This is a genomic window from Variovorax sp. TLI9-5A (genome assembly GCF_056867935.1).
Map to the genome: position 1 here is coordinate 1,420,044 of NZ_CP200310.1, position 19,701 is coordinate 1,439,744.

General features: G+C 67.8%; 23 protein-coding genes. 13 read left to right on the plus strand and 10 right to left on the minus strand.

Annotated elements, in window-relative coordinates; all coding sequences use genetic code 11:
* Positions 1-12: 12 nt before the first annotated feature.
* From AC1VNX_RS06885 to AC1VNX_RS06900, 4 genes are read right to left on the minus strand one after another with little or no spacing between them, the layout of a single operon-like run.
* On the minus strand, positions 13-1,149 hold the full coding sequence (locus AC1VNX_RS06885) for an ABC transporter substrate-binding protein (protein WP_483156034.1): 1,137 nt from the start codon (positions 1,147-1,149) through the stop codon (positions 13-15).
* Between the two features lie 57 nt (positions 1,150-1,206).
* Positions 1,207-1,971, minus strand: a complete 765-nt coding sequence (locus AC1VNX_RS06890) for an SDR family NAD(P)-dependent oxidoreductase (RefSeq protein ID WP_483156035.1) — start codon at positions 1,969-1,971, stop codon at positions 1,207-1,209.
* Between the two features lie 20 nt (positions 1,972-1,991).
* Positions 1,992-3,851: a feruloyl-CoA synthase gene (locus AC1VNX_RS06895; protein ID WP_483156036.1), complete on the minus strand. Its 1,860-nt coding sequence runs from the start codon at positions 3,849-3,851 to the stop codon at positions 1,992-1,994.
* Entirely contained in the window at positions 3,848-4,621 is a 774-nt protein-coding gene (locus AC1VNX_RS06900) for a crotonase/enoyl-CoA hydratase family protein (RefSeq protein ID WP_483156037.1), read from the minus strand. Before AC1VNX_RS06900 ends, AC1VNX_RS06895 begins: the two co-directional genes overlap by 4 nt.
* A 102-nt stretch (positions 4,622-4,723) precedes the next feature.
* Between AC1VNX_RS06900 and AC1VNX_RS06905 the strand changes: the two genes are divergently transcribed.
* The gene (locus AC1VNX_RS06905) at positions 4,724-5,590 is read left to right on the plus strand and encodes an amidohydrolase family protein (RefSeq protein WP_483156038.1); all 867 of its coding nucleotides are present in this window, start codon (positions 4,724-4,726) and stop codon (positions 5,588-5,590) included.
* Positions 5,591-5,608: 18 nt separating this feature from the next.
* On the opposite strand, the gene kefC is transcribed toward AC1VNX_RS06905, so the two are convergent.
* Complete coding sequence (kefC, locus tag AC1VNX_RS06910) at positions 5,609-7,486, minus strand: glutathione-regulated potassium-efflux system protein KefC (RefSeq protein WP_483156039.1); 1,878 nt, start codon at positions 7,484-7,486, stop codon at positions 5,609-5,611.
* Positions 7,487-7,488: 2 nt separating this feature from the next.
* Positions 7,489-8,241, minus strand: a complete 753-nt coding sequence (gene kefF / locus AC1VNX_RS06915) for a glutathione-regulated potassium-efflux system oxidoreductase KefF (RefSeq protein WP_483156040.1) — start codon at positions 8,239-8,241, stop codon at positions 7,489-7,491.
* A gap of 101 nt (positions 8,242-8,342) precedes the next feature.
* Between kefF and AC1VNX_RS06920 the strand changes: the two genes are divergently transcribed.
* Together AC1VNX_RS06920 and AC1VNX_RS06925 are read left to right on the plus strand one after the other, a co-directional pair.
* The gene (locus tag AC1VNX_RS06920) at positions 8,343-8,963 is read left to right on the plus strand and encodes a ParA family protein (protein WP_483156041.1); all 621 of its coding nucleotides are present in this window, start codon (positions 8,343-8,345) and stop codon (positions 8,961-8,963) included.
* A gap of 82 nt (positions 8,964-9,045) precedes the next feature.
* A complete protein-coding gene (locus AC1VNX_RS06925; protein WP_483156042.1) occupies positions 9,046-9,516 on the plus strand; it encodes a MaoC family dehydratase in 471 nt (156 codons plus the stop codon).
* A gap of 37 nt (positions 9,517-9,553) precedes the next feature.
* Here AC1VNX_RS06925 and AC1VNX_RS06930 read toward each other — a convergent pair whose 3' ends face one another.
* The 3 genes from AC1VNX_RS06930 to AC1VNX_RS06940 all read right to left on the minus strand — a co-directional run bounded on the left by AC1VNX_RS06930 (position 9,554) and on the right by AC1VNX_RS06940 (position 11,215).
* Positions 9,554-9,847 (minus strand): DUF4148 domain-containing protein, encoded by a 294-nt coding sequence (locus AC1VNX_RS06930; protein WP_483156043.1) that lies wholly within the window; start codon positions 9,845-9,847, stop codon positions 9,554-9,556.
* Between the two features lie 131 nt (positions 9,848-9,978).
* Positions 9,979-10,440 (minus strand): tRNA (uridine(34)/cytosine(34)/5-carboxymethylaminomethyluridine(34)-2'-O)-methyltransferase TrmL, encoded by a 462-nt coding sequence (gene trmL / locus AC1VNX_RS06935; protein WP_483156044.1) that lies wholly within the window; start codon positions 10,438-10,440, stop codon positions 9,979-9,981.
* 31 nt (positions 10,441-10,471) lie between these two features.
* Positions 10,472-11,215: a phosphoribosyltransferase family protein gene (locus AC1VNX_RS06940; protein ID WP_483156045.1), complete on the minus strand. Its 744-nt coding sequence runs from the start codon at positions 11,213-11,215 to the stop codon at positions 10,472-10,474.
* 23 nt (positions 11,216-11,238) lie between these two features.
* Between AC1VNX_RS06940 and AC1VNX_RS06945 the strand changes: the two genes are divergently transcribed.
* The 8 genes from AC1VNX_RS06945 to AC1VNX_RS06980 all read left to right on the plus strand — a co-directional run bounded on the left by AC1VNX_RS06945 (position 11,239) and on the right by AC1VNX_RS06980 (position 17,802).
* The gene (locus AC1VNX_RS06945; protein WP_483156046.1) at positions 11,239-12,156 is read left to right on the plus strand and encodes a class I SAM-dependent methyltransferase; all 918 of its coding nucleotides are present in this window, start codon (positions 11,239-11,241) and stop codon (positions 12,154-12,156) included.
* A 252-nt stretch (positions 12,157-12,408) separates the two neighbouring features.
* A complete protein-coding gene (locus tag AC1VNX_RS06950; protein ID WP_126025562.1) occupies positions 12,409-12,885 on the plus strand; it encodes a DUF2244 domain-containing protein in 477 nt (158 codons plus the stop codon).
* A gap of 60 nt (positions 12,886-12,945) precedes the next feature.
* Positions 12,946-14,124 (plus strand): cytochrome c oxidase subunit II, encoded by a 1,179-nt coding sequence (coxB, locus tag AC1VNX_RS06955; protein WP_483156047.1) that lies wholly within the window; start codon positions 12,946-12,948, stop codon positions 14,122-14,124.
* A gap of 43 nt (positions 14,125-14,167) precedes the next feature.
* Positions 14,168-15,811, plus strand: a complete 1,644-nt coding sequence (gene ctaD, locus AC1VNX_RS06960; RefSeq protein ID WP_483156048.1) for a cytochrome c oxidase subunit I — start codon at positions 14,168-14,170, stop codon at positions 15,809-15,811.
* 31 nt (positions 15,812-15,842) lie between these two features.
* Complete coding sequence (locus AC1VNX_RS06965) at positions 15,843-15,956, plus strand: cytochrome oxidase small assembly protein (protein WP_019656111.1); 114 nt, start codon at positions 15,843-15,845, stop codon at positions 15,954-15,956.
* A gap of 50 nt (positions 15,957-16,006) precedes the next feature.
* On the plus strand, positions 16,007-16,633 hold the full coding sequence (locus AC1VNX_RS06970; protein WP_432727632.1) for a cytochrome c oxidase assembly protein: 627 nt from the start codon (positions 16,007-16,009) through the stop codon (positions 16,631-16,633).
* The gene (locus tag AC1VNX_RS06975; protein ID WP_126025558.1) at positions 16,630-16,848 is read left to right on the plus strand and encodes a DUF2970 domain-containing protein; all 219 of its coding nucleotides are present in this window, start codon (positions 16,630-16,632) and stop codon (positions 16,846-16,848) included. Before AC1VNX_RS06970 ends, AC1VNX_RS06975 begins: the two co-directional genes overlap by 4 nt.
* Positions 16,849-16,920: 72 nt before the next feature.
* Positions 16,921-17,802, plus strand: a complete 882-nt coding sequence (locus AC1VNX_RS06980; protein WP_483156049.1) for a cytochrome c oxidase subunit 3 — start codon at positions 16,921-16,923, stop codon at positions 17,800-17,802.
* A 77-nt stretch (positions 17,803-17,879) separates the two neighbouring features.
* On the opposite strand, the gene AC1VNX_RS06985 is transcribed toward AC1VNX_RS06980, so the two are convergent.
* Entirely contained in the window at positions 17,880-18,110 is a 231-nt protein-coding gene (locus tag AC1VNX_RS06985) for a twin transmembrane helix small protein (RefSeq protein ID WP_483156050.1), read from the minus strand.
* Positions 18,111-18,137: 27 nt separating this feature from the next.
* Here AC1VNX_RS06985 and AC1VNX_RS06990 point away from each other — a divergent pair, with 27 nt between their 5' ends.
* Positions 18,138-19,010: an SURF1 family protein gene (locus tag AC1VNX_RS06990; protein WP_483156051.1), complete on the plus strand. Its 873-nt coding sequence runs from the start codon at positions 18,138-18,140 to the stop codon at positions 19,008-19,010.
* A complete protein-coding gene (locus AC1VNX_RS06995) occupies positions 18,997-19,677 on the plus strand; it encodes an SCO family protein (protein ID WP_483156052.1) in 681 nt (226 codons plus the stop codon). The genes AC1VNX_RS06990 and AC1VNX_RS06995 overlap by 14 nt, the downstream gene beginning before the upstream one ends.
* Positions 19,678-19,701: the final 24 nt, after the last annotated feature.

Sequence of the window (19,701 nt, forward strand, 5' to 3'; positions counted from 1 at the left end):
TGAAGAAGGGGATTACTGCTCGACCTTGAACGCGCCGTTCACCACCTTGAGCATCACGCCGGTCTCGGTCGTGTAGCCCCAGTGGTCCTGTGCCGTCCAGTTCAGCACGCCGTGCGCGAGCACCGTGCGGCCCATGCCCTCGAGCGCGTCGCGCAGCGCGGCGCGGAACTCCGGCGTGCCGGGCTTGGCCTTCTTGAGCGCAACGGGCACGGCCTTCTCGAGCACCGTGAGCGCGTCGGCCGCGTGGCCGGCGAACTGGTTGCGCGAGCCGGGGCCATAGGCCTTCTCGTAGCCCTGCACGAAGGCCACGGCTGCCGCCTTCGACGGATGGCTGTCGGGCAGCTGCTCGGCCACCGTGGCGGGGCCCGACACCACGAAGGTGCCTTCGGCGTCCTTGCCGGCGGTGCGCATCAGGTCCTGCGTGGCGGCGGCGTGCGTCTGGTAGACCTTGCCCTTGAAGCCGCGCTCCATCACCGCCTTCTGCGGCATGCCGGCGCCGCTGCCCGAGGCCACGATCAGGATCGCGTCCGGGTTGGCCGAGGTGAGCTTGAGCACCTGGCCGGTCACGCTGGTGTCGGCGCGCGCGAAGCGCTCGGTGGCGACGATCTTGATGCCGTTCTTGGCGGCCTCGGCCGTCAGCGCCTTCAGCCACAGCTCGCCGTAGGCGTCGGTGTAGCCGAGGAAGCCGACCGTCTTCACGTTCTGCTTCTTCATGTGCGCGACCACCGCGTAGGCCATCACGTCGTTCGACTGAGGCAGGCGGAAGAACCACTTGTCCTTGCCCGGCGGCAGGCCGGCCGGCGCGGTCGACAGCTGCGGCGTGCCCGATTCGGCCGTGACGTCGGCCATGGGAATGGCGACCGGCGTGGCGCTGGAGCCGACGATGATGTCGGCCTTGTCCTCGGTGACCAGGCGCTGCGCGTCCTTCACGCCGGTGGTCGGGTCGGTGGCGTCGTCGAGCACCACCACCTTGAGCGTTTCGCCCGCGATGGTCTTGGGCCAGATGGCAATGCCGTTCTTCACCGGAATGCCCAGGCCCGAGGCCGGGCCGGTGAGCGGCTGCACCACGCCCACGGTGATGTCGGCATGGGCGACGCCCATGGCCATGAGCGCCAGCACGGCGGCGAGGGTGGTCTTCTTGAAGGTCATCGATGTCTCCTGGATACGTTGTGAAGCGGGCTGAACGAACGCGAAAAAGGGCAAGGCTCAGCGTGGCGCCATGCGCAGCGCGCCGTCGAGGCGGATCACCTCGCCGTTGAGGTGGCCGTTGGTGACGATGTGGCAGGCCAGCTCGGCGAACTCCGAGGGCTTGCCCAGGCGCGGCGGGAATGGAATGGACGCGGCCAGCGAGTGCTGCACCGGCTCGGGCAGTTCCAGCAGCAGCGGCGTGGCGAACAGGCCTGGCGCCACGGTGCACACGCGGATGGCGTGCTGCGCGAGGTCGCGCGCCATCGGCAGCGTCATGCCGACCAGGCCGCCCTTGGAGGCGCTGTAGGCCTGCTGGCCCACCTGGCCGTCGAAGGCGGCGACCGAGGCGGTGAAGAGCATCACGCCCTTTTCTCCGTTGTCGAGTGCCGCGAGCTTGGCGCAGCGCGCGGCGAACAGGCGCGCCATGTTGTAGCCGCCGATCAGGTTGATGTTGACCACGCGCACGAAGTCTTCGAGCGGCGCGGGGTTGCCGTCCTTGCCGACGATGCGCTTGGCGCTGCCGATGCCGGCCACGTTCATCAGGATGCGCGCGGTGCCGTGCGCGGCCTCGGCCTTGTCGAGCGCGGCGTTCACGCTGTCGGTGTCGGTGATGTCGCAGGCGCAGGCGACGCCGCCGATCTCGGCCGCGACCTTCTCGGCCAATGCGGCATTGCGGTCGAGCACGGCGACCTTGGCGCCCAGGCGGGCGAGTTCGCGCGCGGTGGCTTCGCCGAGGCCCGATGCGCCGCCGGTGACGAGGGCGGCTTGTCCTTCGATCTTCATTCTTGTGTCTCCTGGATGGGTTAGCGGGGCTTGACGGTGAAAGGCAGCGTGCCGTCGTGCATCGCATCGGCCAGCGCGGCGCGGTGCTTGAGCACGGAGCGCTGGTTGATGGAGCCCTTGTCGGTGACCTCGCCCTTGTCGATGGAAGGCGGCTCGGCCATCAGGTGCAGCCGTGCGATGCGGTTGGCACTGCCGGTGGCGCCGGCGGCCAGCGTGTCGGCGACCTGCTGGAAGTGCGCCTGCACGGGGGCGCTTTCGAGCACCTGCTGCATGGTCGCGTCGGCGGGCAGGCCGGCGAGCTCGCGCACCTTCTGCGTCGGGAAGATGAGCGCGCCCACTTCCTTCAGGTTGATGCCGGTCAGCACCGCGTCCTGCACGTAGGGCGCGCCGGCCGCGATGATCTTCGCGCGCATCGGGCCCACGCTCACGAAGGTGCCGGTGGCGAGCTTGAAGTCTTCGGCGATGCGGCCGTCGAAGCGCAGGCCTCGGTGGATGTCGCCCTCGTCGATCCACTTCACGGCGTCGCCGGTGGAGAAGAAGCCTTCCTCGTCGAAGGCCTCCGCCGTGGCCTCGGGCGCGCGCCAGTAGCCGGGCGTGATGTTGGGGCCGCGGTAGCGCACCTCGGTCTTGCCGTCGACCTCGATCAGCTTGAGCTCGATGCCGGGCGCGGGCAGGCCCACGTCGCCCGACTTCACGTCGGGGCCGGTCACGTACAGAGCGAAGGGCCCCGATTCGGTCATGCCCAGGCCGGTGCCCATGACGATGCGCTCGCCCACCTCGGCCTCCTGCGTGCGGTGCAGGCTGTCCCACACCGGCTGCGACAGCGCCGCGCCCGAATAGAAGAACATCTTCACGCGCGACAGCAGGTTGCTACGCAGCACCGGATCGGTTTCCATCGCCTGCGCGATGGCCTCGAAGCCGGTGGGCACGTTGAAGTAGATGGTGGGCGCGATCTCGCGCAGGTTGCGCAGCGTCTCGGCCATGCCGGCGGGCGTGGGCTTGCCGTCGTCTACGTAGAGCGTGCCGCCGTTGTCCAGCACGATGCCCACGTTGTGGTTGCCGCCGAAGGTGTGGTTCCAGGGTAGCCAGTCGACCAGCACCGGCGGCTCGTCGCCCAGGGCGGGAATCGACTGGCGCAGCTGTTGCTGGTTGGCGCACCACATGCGGTGCGTGTTGATGACGGCCTTGGGCATCTTGGTGGAGCCCGAGGTGAAGAGAAACTTGGTGATGGTGTCGGGGCCGGTGGCGCGCATCGCCGCGTCGATGGCGGGCGTGGTCGGCGTGGCCGCGAGCGCGCTGAACGGCGTGACGGGACGGTCGTCGAGCCGGCCGTCGGCCAGCACGACCTCGGTGCCGGCGGGCGCGACGGCGGCGATGGCCTTGGCGAAGCGCGCCGCGTCGCTCGCGAACACGAGGCCCGGCGTGAGCGTGTCGAAGACGTGGCGCAGCTTCTCGAAGTCCTGGCTCACCAGCGAGTAGGGCGGCGATACGGGGCAGTAGGGCACGCCGGCGTAGAGGCAGCCCAGCGCCATCAGCGCGTGCTCTATGCCGTTCTCGCTGAGGATCGCGACCGGGCGCTCGGCGCTCAGGCCGCGCTCCAGCAGCGCCTGTCCGATGCCGCGTGCTTCTTCCAGCGCCTGCGCATAGCTCACGCGCAGCCAGTCGCCGGTGCTGCCGTCGGCGAGCTTCTCGCGGCGGGCGATGAAGGTGCGTTCGGGCGTGGCCTCGGCCCAGTGGGCGAGGCGGTCGGTCATGCGCTCGCGGTAGGGCGCGAGCTGCGTCTCGGCGCTCAGGTACTGCGTGCCCGGCGCGCCGTCGCGCAGCACGGCGCGGGTGACGCCGAAGACCAGCGGGCGGTATCGGACGGCAGGGGCGCTCATCCCTTGCTCACTTTCGCGCCGCGCCCTTCGAGGAAGTCGCGCACGCGCTGCTTGGCCTCGGGCGCGGCCTGCGTGATGCCGGAGATCAGCGCCTCGGTGAAGAAGCCGTGGTCGGCCGACTGCTCGGCGATGCGCGGCAGGGCGTGCATCAGCGCGTAGTTGGTGAGCGGGGCGTTGGTGGCCACGCGCTTGGCGAGCTCGAAGGCCTTGTCGAAGGCCTGGCCCTCGTCGACGAGGTACTGCGCGAAGTTGGCGCGCTCGCCGTCCTCGGCGTTGTAGACGCGGCCGGTCATCATCATGTCGGTCATGCGGGCCACGCCGATCAGCTTGGGGATGCGCACCGAGCCGCCGCCGCCCACGAAGATGCCGCGCGAGCCTTCGGGCAGCGCGTAGAAGGTGGTGCGGTCGGCCACGCGGATGTGGCAGGCGCTGGCCAGTTCGAGCCCGCCGCCGACCACCGCGCCGTGCAGCGCGGCGATCACCGGCACCGGGCCGTGCTGGATCAGGTCGAGCGCGGCGTGCCACATGCGCGAGTGCTGCATGCCCTGGCCGGCGTCGCGCTCCTTCAGTTCGCTCAGGTCGAGCCCGGCGCAGAAATGCGGGCCCTCGCCGTCGATCACCGCCGCGCGCACGCTGGACGGCAGCTGCTCGAAGGTGTCGCGCAGCGCGAGGATCAGTCCGTCGGAAAGCGCGTTGCGCTTGGAGCCGCGCGTGAGGCGGATGATGGCGACTTCGTCGCGGATGTCGAGTTGGAGGTCTGGATTGGTCATGATGAGTCCGGGGTTGCGTCGAATTATGATTATGGGAAATAATCAATTCAAGGAATTTGGAGCCCCCAGAGCCTAGGGACTTACCCGTACCGGAGACAAGACATGGACCACCAGAACCTGATCGCGATCGACATCCACACCCACGCAGAAGTGAGCTGCTGGAACCCGTTCGACAACTACGGCGAGGAATACGACCGCGCGGCCGACAAGTACTTCGGCTCCAGCGGCCGGCCCACCATCGCGGAGAGCGTGGCGTACTACCGTGAAAGAAAGATCGGGCTGGTGATGTTCATGGTCGACGCGGAGTCGAACATGGGCCGCAGGCGCATCCCGAACGAGGAGATCGCGGAGGCCGCGAAGAACAACAGCGACATCATGATCGCCTTCGGCAGCGTCGATCCGCACAAGGGAAAGATGGGCGCGCGCGAGGCGCGCAGGCTCATCGAGGAGCACGGCGTGAAGGGCTTCAAGTTCCATCCCACGGTGCAGGGCTACCACCCCTACGACCGCATGGCCTGGCCCATCTACGAGGTCATCGCCGAGTACGGCCTGCCGGCCATCTTCCACACCGGCCACAGCGGCATCGGCTCGGGCATGCGCTGCGGCGGCGGGCTGCGGCTGGAGTACAGCAACCCGATGCACCTGGACGACGTGGCCATCGACTTCCCCGACATGCAGATCGTCATGGCGCACCCCAGCTTCCCCTGGCAGGACGAGGCGCTGAGCGTGGCCACTCACAAGCCCAACGTCTGGATCGACCTGTCGGGCTGGAGCCCCAAGTACTTCCCGAAGCAGCTGGTGCAGTACGCCAACACGCTGCTGAAGGACCGCATTCTGTTCGGCAGCGATTACCCGCTGATCACGCCCGACCGCTGGATGCGCGACTTCGAGAACGCGGGCTTCAAGCCCGAGGTGATGCCCGGCATCCTCAAGGGGAACGCGGTCAGGCTGTTGAAGCTGGAGGGCTGACCGGAGCGGGCGCTTCTTCTAGGCGTCCGCCTTTTCTTCCCTTGCCGCGGCTTGCTGCTCTTCCTCGTCGTCGAGCTTGCCCCAGTCGCGCCCCAGGCGCCGCTGGCGCTCCTCGCGCTCGCGCGCCATCTGCTCCTCGAACTGCTGGCGACCGGCCTTGTTGGCGGCGATCAGCTTGGCGCGGTCCTTGTAGTGCGGGTAGATCTCGTTGCTGAGTTCGATGTTCCGGCGGCGGAAGCGCATCGCCGATTCGCGCGCCTCGTGCGCCGGCCAGCCCAGCGCTTCCAGCGTCGAGCGCGCGCTGCGCAGCGAGGACTCGAACACCTCGCGCTCCACCTCCGTCACGCCGCGGTCGCGCAGCTGGAACAGGTGCGTCACGTTGCGTGCCCTGGCGATGATGTGGGCCTGCGGGAAGTTCTCCTTCACCAGGTCGACGATTTCGAGCGACTGCTCGATGTCGTCCACCGCCACCACGATCACCTTGGCCGTGCCCGCGCCCGCTGTGCGCAGCAGGTCGAGCCGCGTCGCGTCGCCGTAGAACACGCGGAAGCCGAACTGCCGCAGGCCTTCGACGGTGTCGGCGTCGTGGTCGAGCACCGTCACGCGCAAGCCCTGCGACATCAGCATGCGACCGACGATCTGGCCGTAGCGGCCGAAGCCGCAGATCAGCACCTTGGCGTCCTGCTGCTCCGAGATCTCTTCGAGCTTGGTGCCCGTGTTGCGGCTGTAGCGCGGCAGCACGAACCGGTCGAGCAGCACCAGCAGCAGCGGCGACAGCAGCATCGACAGCGCCACCGCGCCGATCAGCAGCGACGTGACTTCGGGCGGCAGCACGTCGGGTCCCGCCGCCTGGAACACCACGAAAGCGAATTCGCCGCCCTGCGCCAGCAGCAGCGTGAACACCGGCCGCTCCTGGTAGGCGATGCCCATGGCCTTGGCGAGCGCGTAGATCACGACCAGCTTGATGACCATGAAGCCGACCACCAGCATCGCCATGACCCACGGGCTCGCGATCAGCACGCCGAAGTTGATCGACATGCCCACCGCGATGAAGAAGAGGCCCAGCAGCAGGCCCTTGAAGGGCTCGATGTCGGTCTCGAGTTCGCGCCGGTATTCGCTCTCGGCCAGCAGCACGCCGGCGAGGAAGGCGCCCAGCGCCATCGACAGGCCCACCAGCTGCATCAGCGCCGCGATGGCCACCACCAGCAGCAAGGCGGCGGCGGTGAATATCTCGGGCGTGTCGCTGCGCGCGATCCAGCGAAGGATGGGCCGCAGCAGCAGCCGGCCGCCGAGGATGATGCCGCCGATCACGCCGATGATCTTCGCGGCCTCCAGCGCGCGCTCCAGCCCGGTGATCGACTGCTCGGCTGCCGTGGCGCCGGCCAGCAGCGGCAGCAGCGCCAGGATCGGAATGGCGGCCACGTCCTGGAACAGCAGGATCGAGAAGCCGGCCTGGCCGCTGGGCGTCTTCAGCAGGTTGCGTTCGCCGAACACCTGCAGCGCGATGGCGGTGGACGAGAGCGCCAGGCCCAGCGCGGCCACCAGCGCCACGCGCCAGCTGGCGCCCACGGCGCAGCCGACCGCGAACAGCACCGCGGCGCAACTCAGCACCTGCGCCGTGCCCCAGCCGAAGATGGGGCGGCGCAGGTTCCACAGGCGCCTGGGCTCGAGCTCGAGTCCCACGAGGAACAGCATCAGCACCACGCCGAACTCGGCGAAGTGCAGCACGTCCTCGACGCTGGAGACCAGCCCCAGCCCCCAGGGCCCGATGGCGATGCCGGCCACGAGGTAGCCGATGATGGAGCCCAGGCCCAGGGCCTTGGACAGCGGCACCACCAGCACGGCGGCGCTCAGGTAGATCAGGCTGTTGGTCAGCCAGGCGGGTGCGTGTTCCATGCTCAGGCCGCCTTTTCGTCGTTGTCCGCGGAGGCGATGGTGCTGGCCAGGCCATGGGCCATCGCCGCGCGGAATGCGTTGGAGACCACCTTGCCGACCTCGTCGTTCTCGGTCGGCCGGTCGGTCTCGGGCACGGGGCAGGCGATGCAGGCGTCGATCTCCTCGATCTCGGGCCAGTCGGGGTAGCTGCCCAGCCGCTGGGCGAAGGTGTCGACATGCGCCTTCACCGCCGCCTCGCTGGCGCTGCGCGCGCCGTAGAAGATCATCGGCGGCAAAAAGCGCATGCCGCACAGCGCGGCGGTCTGCTCGTAGGGCGGCAGGAAGGCGTCGAAGAAATAGCGGTGGTAGTTCTGCGGGTGGTAGCTGGCCTCGGGGCTGCCGGTGGTGGCGACCAGCCAGAGGTCCTTGCCCTGCAGGGCGGTACCGCCGGGGCCGTAGGCCCAGCCGTAGGCGAGCACGTCGTCGAGCCAGAGCTTCTGCAGCGCGGGCATCGAGTACCACTGGATCGGGTGCACCAGCACCACCAGGCTGGCCCTGGCGAGCCGGGCCTGCTCGGCCTCGACATCGATGGCGAAGTCGGGGTAGCTGCCGTAGAGGTCGTTCACGTCGATCCCCGGCACGCCGCGCGCGGCGGCGAGCATGCGGCGGTTGACGCGCGAGTCGCGCCAGTGGGGGTGCGCGGCCAGCACGTAGATGCCGCCGGAGCCGTTTTCGGCGCCCTCGGCGGGAGTTCCCGTCGGTGTTGTTGTCGTCATCCCGCGAACATATCTCAATAGCGTGGCGGAGGCCCCCTGGCCGGGCAAAAACGCATCACCGACTAACATTCCGGCTGTTGCCGTTCTGGAGGAGTGCTTTTATGCCGGTGGTTCTGGTCGCCAATCCCAAGGGAGGCGTGGGCAAATCGACGATCGCGACGAATGTCGCGGGCTACTTCGCAAGCCGGGGCCACGCCGTGATGCTGGGCGACGTGGACCGCCAGCAATCCTCCCGCCTGTGGCTGGGCCTGCGCCCGCCGATGGCCCGGCCGATCTCCACCTGGGAAGCCACCGGCGAAAGCACCGTGGTGCGCCCGCCGCGCGGCACCACGCACGCGGTGCTCGACACGCCCGCCGGCCTGCACGGCTGGCGCTTCAAGGAGGTGCTGGCGCTGGCCGACCGGGTGATCGTGCCGCTGCAGCCCAGCATCTTCGACATCTACGCGACGCGCGACTTCCTCGACCGGCTGCTTGAAAGCCGCCGTGCCGAGAAGACGAGGATCGGCCTCGTCGGCATGCGGGTGAACGCCCGCACGCTGGCGGCCGACCGGCTCCACGAGTTCATCGCGGGGCTCGGCGTGCCGGTGATCGGCGAGTTGCGCGACACGCAGAACTACGTGCAGCTCGCCGCGCGCGGGCTCACGCTGTTCGACATCGCGCCCGGCCGCGTGCAGCGCGACCTGGAGCAGTGGCAGCCGATCTGCGAATGGCTCGACGCCTGAGCGGCGTTCCTGCCTGCTCCCGGTTTTCCCTGATTCCGGTTGTCGCAAGGCCGACAGCCGCGCGGCGACCCCAGACGCCAGAATGCCCCGCATGACCAAAAAGACATTCCAGACCCTTCAGGATCTCGCCGCCTGCGTCGGCCAGGAGGTCGCCGTGAGCGACTGGATCGCCATCACGCAGGAGCAGGTCAACCAGTTCGCCGAGGCGACGGGCGACCACCAGTGGATCCACGTCGACCTCGAGCGGGCCAAGGCCGGCCCCTTCGGCGGGCCGATCGCGCACGGCTTTCTCACGCTGTCGCTGCTGCCGCGCTTCTATGAGACGGCGCTGGACGTGGTCGAGTCGCGCATGGGCGTGAACTACGGCCTGAACAAGGTGCGCTTCATGTCGCCGGTGCCGGTGGGCAAGCGCCTGCGGGCGCGCATGAAGCTGCTGACGGCGGAGCCCATCGCCGACGATGGTTTCCAGATGACCTGGGAAACCACCATCGAGCTCGAAGGCGCCGCCAAGCCGGCCTGCGTGGCCGAGTCGGTGGTGCGCCGCTACCGCTGAAGGCGCGGCGGCCCTTCTCTTTCTCTTTTCTTTCCTCTTACATCCGGCGGTCGGTCACTTCGCCGTAGGTGGCCGCGCCCTGGCGGGTGATGCTGCGGGCGCTGGCGCGCACTGCGTCACGGTCGATGTTGCCGCTCCTGGCCTGCGTCACGCCGGTGCCGCCGTTGCCGATCTGCAGCGGCTGGCGCGCATCGGCCTGCACCTGCGCGCGCGACAGCGTCGACTGGAAGGGCGCGGGCGGCAGCGGGTTCTGCTCTCCCTGGAAGGCTTGCGCGCCGCTGGCGAAGGCGAGCGTGGCGAAGGCGGCAAGGGCAATCGGCTTGGCATTCATGGCGGGACTCCTTGGGGCAAGGTGGTGGATGGAACGAATGCCGGTCGGCTGACGGCCGGCATGTCTTCCATACGGCGCGAACCGCCGATCGGATGTGTCCGCCCCTGCTGCCCGTAGGGGCGGCTGATGCTTCAGCCGAAGCCGTTCTGCCGCCAGGCCTCGAACACCGTCACCGCCACCGCGTTCGAGAGATTCAGGCTGCGCTGTCCCTCGCGCATCGGCAGCCGCAGGCGCTGGGCCTCGGGAAAGCCGTCGCGCAGCGCGGGCGGCAGGCCGCTGGTTTCCGAGCCGAACACCAGCCAGTCGCCGGGCTGGAAGCGTATGTCGTGCACCGGGCGCGAGCCGCGCGTGGTGAGCGCGAACATGCGGTCGGCCGCCGGTTGCTCGGCTGAGAGCAGGGCCTGCCAGTCGGCGTGGCGCCGGACCTCGGCGTACTCGTGATAGTCGAGGCCGGCGCGGCGTAGCAGGCGGTCGTCCATCGAGAAACCCAGCGGCTCCACGAGGTGCAGCTTGCAGCCGGTGTTGGCTGCGAGCCGGATCACGTTGCCGGTGTTCGGCGGGATTTCGGGGTGGACCAGGACGATATTGAACATGCGGCGATTGTCGGCGGGGCGGTGCGAAGGCTCAGCGCGGCGGATCGGTCCGGGCGAGCACGATGGCGGTGACGTGGGCCGCGCCGGCCTGCCGCAGCACCTCTGCGGCGGTGAAGATCGATGCGCCGCTGGTCATCACGTCGTCCACCAGCAAGATGCGCCGGCCGCGCAGCTTGTGGGCGCGCAGCGGCTCCACGGCGAAGGCGCCGCGCAGGTTGCGCAGGCGCTCGGCGCGCGACAGGCCGCTCTGGGCGGGCGTTTCGCGTGTGCGAAGGAGCAGGGTGGCGTCGGTCTTCGATGGAGCGAGGCGGCGCGCCAGCTCGTGCGCCTGGTTGAAGCCGCGCTCGCGCAATCGGCGCGAGGCCAGCGGCATCGGCAGCACGATGTCGCTGGCTTCCAGTGCCGGTTCCACCCAGGGCGCGCTGCGCAGCAGCGTGGCGAAGGGGCTTGCCCAGCCGGCTTCGCCACGGAACTTGAAGGCGGCGATGGCGTCCGGCCAGGGCCATGCATAAGCACAGGCGGCGAGGCAGGCATCCAGTGGCGGCGGGTTCTTCACGCACTCGCCGCAGCGGCTCACGCCATCGGGCACGGGCAGGGCGCAGCCGCCGCAGCGCGCGACGGGCGGGGCAAAGCGGGCCACGCAGGCGTCGCACACCGGGCGCGAGGGCCAGGCACGGCAGACCGCGCACTGGCTGGGCAGCCGCGCGAGCAGCGAGGCGAAGCGCGCGAAAGGGGAAAGAGGAGCGAAAGGCCACATGGCCCGGTGGCTGGACATCGGCTCAATATACTCACGGTCCCATGGCCACCGACCCCACAAGACGACCGCCGACCATCGATGCCACGGCGGCCGCCCGCTGGCGCCGGCTCGCGCCCGCCGACGGCACTTCCCCCTGGCTGCACGAGGAAATCGGCCGCCGCATGGAAGACCGGCTGCAATGGATCAAGGCCCAGCCCCGCCACTGGGCCGACTGGGCCCCGCTGCGCAGCGGCCTCGAGGCTCATGAGCTCGTCGCCCGCCGCTACAAGGACGCGGCCTCCTACGTGATCGAGCCCGAGCCCGCGCTCGCCGCAGCCACCGGCCAGGCGCTCGCCGCGCCGTGGTGGAGCGCGCGGCGCTGGCAGGCCGGCAAGGCGCGCTTCGAGGCGCCGCCCGAGGACGGCGTCGACCTGCTCTGGGCCAACATGTCGCTGCACATGGCGGCCGACCCCGAGGCGCTGATCTCGCACTGGCACAAGCTGGTGGCGACCGACGGCTTCCTCATGTTCTCCTGCCTCGGCCCCGACACCGTGCGCGAGCTGCGCGCGCTGCATGCCCGCCTCGGTTGGCCGGCAGCGGGCCACGAGTACACCGACATGCACGACTGGGGCGACATGCTGGTGCACGCCGGCTTCGCCGAGCCGGTGATGGACATGGAGCGCATCGTGCTGACCTGGGCCACGCCCGAGGCGGCGCTCGCCGAGCTGCGCACGCTGGGCCGCAACCTGCATCCGGCGCGCTTTCCGGCGCTGCGAGGCAAGGGCTGGCTCCAGTCATTGAAGAAGGCGCTGCCCGAACTCGCGCCGGCCGAGGGAGGCGATGGGCGCATCGCGCTGACCTTCGAGGTCGTCTACGGCCACGCATTCAAGCCGGTGCCGCGCGTGTCGCTCGCGGCCGAGAGCGCGGTGTCGCTGCGCGAGATGCGCTCGATGCTCCAGCGCGGGCGTCCGGGCGCCTGATCGATCGGCGTCGGTGCTACGGCAAACGCGCATGAAAAACGCGTGCCGAAAACGCTAGTCGTACAGGGCGTTTCTTGCCTACTAGTAGTGACCCGTAGGCGTCCCACAGGGCACTCGGGCGCAGGTATCTACCCGCTACAATCCGCCGTTGCGTGAAACTCGCGGGTATTGTCCCGCGATCGAGGGGTGTCGGATCCTGTTCGTACGAGAGGGTTTGGCGACCGTCGACGCACCGATTTGCTGAACTCGCCCGTGTCGAATTCCGTGTTTCGATTTGCCACCGTTTCAGGCCAGAGCATCCACTGGTTCCTGAAGCGCAACTGCTCGGTGACGCCGAGCCAGCTGGGCTGGCTCTACGCCTCGCTGTGCGTGGTATCTCTCGGCATCGGCACCCTGTTCTGGCTGCACGGTGCGCCCATGGTGCTGCCTTTTGCCTGGCTCGAACTGGCCGCTGTCGGATTTGCGTTCATGGTCTACGCACGGCATGCGACAGACGGCGAGAAGATCGCATTGCAGGAGGGACGGCTCGTCGTGGAGCTCGAAAACGGCGGGCACTACGAGCGCACGGAATTTCTTCCGCACCAGGTGCGGATCGAACCCCAGACCGGCGATCGCTCGCTGATCGAGGTCTCGGGTCAGGGTCGATCAGTCAGGGTGGGGCGCTATGTACGCCCGGAGTTGCGTGCGGCCTTGGCCCGCGAGATTCGAATGGCGTTACGCGGCGCCTGAGGGGGCTCGCGCAGTGCTGCACGGTTGGGTTTGTCGAAAAATTGAAGAAACGTGAACACGATGAAGAGCATTTGGCGCAATAAGTACAGGCCGGCGAATCTGTTGCTGGCGGCCGGCGCGGCTTTCAGCAGCGCGGCGCACGCAGTCAACGATCTGCCCGGCGGCCCTTCGGTGCGCCAGTTGAATCTTCCGGTCGGCGTGACCAAGATCGCTCAGGAGCAGCATCTGCTCCACACGATCATGATGATCCTGTGCACGGTCATCTTCGTTGGCGTGTTCGCGGTGATGTTCTATTCGATCTGGAAGCACCGCAAGTCGGTGGGCCACAAGGCCGCCAACTTCCATGAATCGGTGGTGGTCGAGGTCATCTGGACCATCGTGCCCTTCCTCATCGTCATCGTGATGGCGCTGCCCGCCACCAAGGTGCTGGTGGCCCAGAAGGACACCACCAACGCCGACCTCACGATCAAGACCACGGGCTACCAGTGGAAGTGGGGCTACGACTACCTGAACGGCGAAGGCGAGGGCCTGGCCTTCATTTCGACGCTCGACAGCTCGCAGCGCGCCATGTCCGACGCAGGCGCCAAGGGTGCGATGCCCGACGACTACCTGCTCAAGGTCGACAACCCGCTGGTGGTGCCGGTCAACAAGAAGGTCCGCATCATCACCACCGCGAACGACGTGATCCACGCCTTCGCAGTGCCGCAGCTGGGCCTCAAGCAGGACGCCATTCCCGGCTTCGTGCGCGACACCTGGTTCCGCGCCGAGACCGTGGGCGACTACTACGGCCAGTGCCAGGAACTGTGCGGCAAGGAACACGCCTACATGCCCATCCACGTGAAGGTGGTCTCGGCCGCCGACTACACGACCTGGGTGGCCGCCAAGCGCAAGGAAGCCGCTGCCAAGCTCGACGACCCGACCAAGGTCTGGACCCTGCCCGACATGCTCACGCGCGGCGAGAAGGTCTATGCCGCCAACTGCGCGGCCTGCCACCAGGCCAACGGCAAGGGCGCCGGCCCGATCAAGCCGCTGGACGGCTCGGCCAAGGTGACCGACGCCGACCACAAGATCCAGCTGACGGTGCTGCTCAACGGTCAGAACAACGGCGCAATGCCATCCTGGAAGCAACTGAGCGATACCGACCTCGCGGCCGTGGCCACGTACACCAAGAACAGCTGGTCGAACAAGACGGGCCAGCTGGTGCAGCCGGCCGAAGTGCTGGCCCTGCGCGCCAAGTGATGCGCGAGCGCCCCGCGACGAAGAAATTGCAAGGAACAACGAAATGAGCGCAGTTCTCGACCCCCACGGTCACGCAGCAGGCCACGGCGACCACGCACACGACGATCATCACGATCACCATGCGCCCACCGGCTGGCGCCGCTGGGTGTTCGCTACCAACCACAAGGACATCGGCACGCTCTACCTGCTGTTCAGCTTCACGATGCTGATGGTGGGCGGCGTGCTCGCGCTCCTGATCCGCGCAGAGCTGTTCCAGCCCGGCCTGCAGCTGGTGAACCCCGAACTCTTCAACCAGTTCACCACCATGCACGGCCTGATCATGGTGTTCGGCGCGATCATGCCGGCCTTCGTGGGCTTCGCGAACTGGATGATCCCGCTGCAGGTGGGCGCCTCCGACATGGCGTTCGCGCGCATGAACAACTTCAGCTTCTGGCTGCTGATCCCGGCGGCGCTGATGCTGGTGGGCTCGTTCTTCATGCCCGGCGGCGCACCGGCCGCGGGCTGGACGCTGTACGCGCCGCTCACACTGCAGATGGGCCCCTCGATGGACGCCGGCATCTTCGCGATGCACATCATGGGCGCCTCGTCGATCATGGGCTCGATCAACATCATCGTGACCATCCTCAACATGCGCGCCCCCGGCATGACGCTGATGAAGATGCCGATGTTCTGCTGGACCTGGCTCATCACCGCCTACCTGCTGATCGCCGTGATGCCCGTGCTCGCGGGCGCCATCACGATGACGCTGACCGACCGCCACTTCGGCACCAGCTTCTTCAACCCCGCCGGCGGCGGCGACCCGGTGATGTACCAGCACATTTTCTGGTTCTTCGGCCACCCCGAGGTCTACATCATGATCCTGCCGGCCTTCGGCATCATCAGCCAGGTGGTGCCGGCCTTCGCCCGCAAGAAGCTCTTCGGCTATGCCTCGATGGTGTATGCCACCTCGTCCATTGCCATCCTGTCGTTCATCGTGTGGGCGCACCACATGTTCACGACCGGCATGCCGCTGACCGGCCAGCTGTTCTTCATGTACGCGACCATGCTGATCGCGGTGCCCACGGCCGTGAAGATCTTCAACTGGATCGCGACCATGTGGCAGGGCTCGATGACCTTCGAGACGCCAATGCTGTTCGCAGTGGGCTTCATCTTCGTGTTCACCATGGGCGGCTTCACCGGCCTGATCCTGGCCGTCGCGCCCATCGACACGCAGCTGCAGGATACGTACTACGTGGTGGCCCACTTCCACTACGTGCTGGTGGCCGGCTCGCTGTTCGCCATGTTCTCGGGCTTCTACTACTGGGTGCCCAAGTGGACCGGCGTCATGTACAACGAGACGCGCGGCAAGGTGCACTTCTGGTGGTCGCTGATCTCGTTCAACGTGACCTTCTTCCCGATGCACTTCCTGGGCCTGGCCGGCATGCCGCGACGCTATGCCGACTACCCGATGCAGTTCGCCGATTTCAACGCCGTGGCGTCGGTCGGTGCGTTCTTCTTCGGCTTCGCTCAGGTGTACTTCTTCCTCTTCATCGTGCTGCCCACCATGCGCGGCAAGGGCGAGAAGGCCGCGCAGAAGCCGTGGGAAGCCGCCGAGGGCCTCGAATGGGAAGTGCCTTCGCCGGCGCCGTTCCACACCTTCGAGAACCCGCCCAAGCTCGACGCGACCGCCACCAAGGTGATCGGTTGAACGGACGACTGACCGGACCGCGCAGCACACGATGACACCCGAACAGAAAAGGAACAACCGCCGCATGGGGCTTACGCTGGCCTCCATCGCCGTGGTGTTCTTCATCGGCTTCATCGTCCGCATGGTCTGGTTCAGCGGACGTTGAACGCACCAGTCGGTCACGCAAGCAGTCATCATCGAACGGGAGCACAGCGCATGAGCCTCGGTCCACGCATCCGCCGCGCCAACGTCCGCATGGTCGGCAAGCTGGCCGTCGTGGCCTGCGGCATGTTCGCCTTCGGCTACGCGCTGGTGCCGATGTACCGCGCGATCTGCGAGATGACCGGCATCAACATCCTCGCGCTCTCCGAGCTCGAAGTGCCGGGCGGCGCCAGCGGCGGCAAGAACGTGCGCGTGCCCGACAACACGCAGGTCGACACGAGCCGCACCATCACGGTCGAGTTCGACTCCAACGTGCGCGGCGGCCTGTGGGACTTCAAGCCCGCGGAGCGGACCATCCAGGTGCACCCGGGCGAGCTCAACACGGTGATGTACGAATTCCAGAACGTGCAGAACCGCCGCATGGCCGCGCAGGCCATCCCGAGCTATGCGCCGCAGCAGGCCGCGCCGTATTTCAACAAGCTCGAGTGCTTCTGCTTCAACCAGTACACGCTCGATCCGGGCGAGAAGAAGCAGTGGCCGGTCGCGTTCGTGATCGACCCGAAGATTTCCAAGGACGTGAAGACCATCACGCTGTCGTACACCTTCTTCGAGGTGGGCGGCAAGACGCCCGCGGCCCCGGTGGCCGCCGTTTCCGGCACCGCGAATGAGCCACGCTCGTGACCGATCCCTCGAACCGGCCGAAGGCTTCGCTGTGGGACACGGTGAAGGCGGTGGGCTGGTCGTTCTTCGGCGTGCGCAAGAACAGCGCCTACCAGGAAGACCTGCGCAAGCTGAATCCGCTGCACATCATCGCGGTGGCGTTCGTGGCGGTGGTCGTCTTCGTGGTCGCCCTCGTGCTGGTGGTGCGCCATGTGGTCGCGTCGGCCGGGGCCTGACGCAAAAGAAGCCTTCCACGACAAGCAGAATCCATTGAACCGAGAAGAGAAGAAAGAAAGCCAGGAGCTGATATGAGTTCAACCACCCACGGCACCGCGCCCTACTATTTCGTGCCCGGCCCCTCGGCCTATCCGGTCTCGGCCGCGATCGGCCTGTTTTTCGTGATCCTGGGGGCGGCGCAATGGATCAACGGCCACCAGTGGGGCGCATGGTCGCTGCTGGCGGGCATGCTGATCTGGCTCGGCACGCTGTTCGTGTGGTTCCGCGCCGCCATCGGCGAGAGCGAGAGCGGCCAGTACGGCCACAAGGTCGACCTCTCGTTCCGCTGGAGCATGAGCTGGTTCATCTTCTCGGAAGTGATGTTCTTCGGCGCGTTCTTCACCGCGCTGTGGTGGGCCCGCACCCACGCGCTGCCCTCGCTCGGCAGCCTGGACAACGCGCTGCTGTGGCCCGACTTCAAGGCCGTGTGGCCCAGCGTCGCCCCCGGCGCCACCGCATCGCCCGCCGGCATCGTCGAGCCCTTCCAGACCGTCGGCCCGTTCTGGCTGCCCACGATCAACACCGCGCTGCTGCTGAGCTCGGGCGTGACGCTCACCATCGCCCACCACGCGCTGCGTGCCGGCCATCGCGCGCAGACCATCCGCTTCATGTGGCTCACCGTGCTGCTCGGCCTGATCTTCCTGGGCGTGCAGGGCTACGAGTACCACCACCTGTACACCGAACTGAACCTCAAGCTCAGCTCGGGCACCTATGGTTCCACCTTCTTCATGCTGACCGGCTTCCACGGCCTGCATGTGTTCATCGGCATGCTGATGCTGCTGTTCATCACGCTGCGCCTGCGCAAGGGCCACTTCACGCCCGAGCGCCACTTCGGCTTCGAGGGCGCGGCCTGGTACTGGCACTTCGTGGACGTGGTCTGGCTTGGTCTTTACCTGCTGGTCTATTGGCTTTGAGCGAAGAACCTCGCGGCATGACAAGAAAAAGGCGCCGTAAGGCGCCTTTTTCTTGGTTCTCCTGGCACGAGCACCATCTACTTGCCGAGCGGGAGCCCGGTTGGCTGGATGTATCCGAGCTTCCAGGCGAGCAGCATGCAGAGGAACAAAAACACCGAGAGGCCGATCCGAACGGTGAGCGCGCGCGCCATGCCGCCGCTCTTGGCGCGCCCGTTGCGCCCGTCCTTCAGCATGAAGTACAGGGCAAACGCGAGGCTCGCGAAGATGCCCACGAACACCAGGGCGACGAAGTATTTCATGAACCGCATTATCGGCCGCACGCCCCGCCCCCTCCAGTGACTCCTGTATCCCTGTATTCCGAAGAACCACGCCTGCGCCGGGGCCGCTTCTGGGTGATGACCATTGCCGCCGCGCTGACTGTGTCGGCCACCATCTCCCTCGGCCGCTGGCAGCTCTCGCGTGCCGCGCAGAAAGAAGCGCTGCAAGCCAGCATCGACGCCGAGAAGCAGAAGCCGCCGCTGACGCAGGCCGAGTTCCTCGCCCTCGGCACGGCCTCCGACGCGCTGCACCGCGCGGTGCGCCTGCGCGGCCTCTGGCTGACGCCGCAGACCGTGTACCTCGACAACCGCCAGATGCATGGCACGCCCGGCTTCTACGTGCTGACGCCCTTCGCGCTCGAAGGCACCGAGCAGACGGTGATGGTGCAGCGCGGCTGGATCCAGCGCAATTTCGTCGACCGCACGAAGCTGGGCGCGGTCGAGACGCCTGCGGGCATCGTCGAGGTCACGGGCCTGATCGAACAGCCGCCGAGCCATCTGCTGGAGCTGGGCTCCACGGCGCCAGCGCCGGCACCCGCGACCGCGGCCTCTTCGCCTGCCGTGGCGGCTTCTGCCCCGAATGCCCCGGCGGCCGCTGCGGCACCGGTCGCCGAAGGGTATTCGCCCATCCGGCAGAATCTCGACCTGGAGGCCTTCCGTGCCGAGACCAAGCTGCCCTTGCGCACCGACGTGTCGCTGCAGCAGGGCGGGCCGGCTTCCGAGGGCCTGCAGCGCGACTGGCCGGCCCCGGCGCTGGGCCTCGAGAGGCACTACGGTTACGCATTCCAGTGGTTCGGCCTGTCGGCCCTCGTCGTCATCCTCTATGTCTGGTTCCAATTCATCACGCCCATCCGCCGCTCACGGCGCCGCGCACGCGATGGCCGCTTCTGACGAGCCGCTGGGCCTGACGGTGCATTCGATGCCGTCGCCCAACCAGGCGCTCGACGGCGCGGAGGGCCGGCGCACGGCCGTCGGGCGCTGGAAGATGATCGCGGTCATGCTGATGTGCGCGTCGCCGGTCATCGCCTCGTACTTCACCTACTACGTGATCCGGCCCGAGGGGCGCAGCGTCTACGGCGAGCTGATCGATCCGCAGCGCGAACTGCCGAAGATCGTTGCCACCGATCGCGGCGGCGCGCCCGTCGAGCTGAGCACGCTCAAGGGGCAGTGGCTGCTGGTGTCGGTGGCCGATGCCGCATGCGACACGCTGTGCGAGCAGCAACTCTACCTGGTGCGGCAACTGCGCGAAAGCCTTGGCCGCGAAAAGGACCGCATGGACCGCGTCTGGCTCGTGAGCGATGCCGCTCCCGTGCCCGAGCGCCTGAACAACGGCCTGCATGGCGCGACAGTGCTGCGCGTGCCGGCCGAGCAACTGGCGAAGTGGCTCGCGCCCGCGCAGGGCCATTCGCTTGCCGAGCACCTGTATGTGGTCGACCCCATGGGCAACTGGATGATGCGCTTCCCCGCCCGCATGGACGCCGCCGGCGCGGGCCGCGCCAAGCGCGACCTCGACCGCCTGCTGCGCGCCTCGGCCTCGTGGGACGAGCCGGGCCGCTGAGAAGACACGACAGGCACGCCGCAG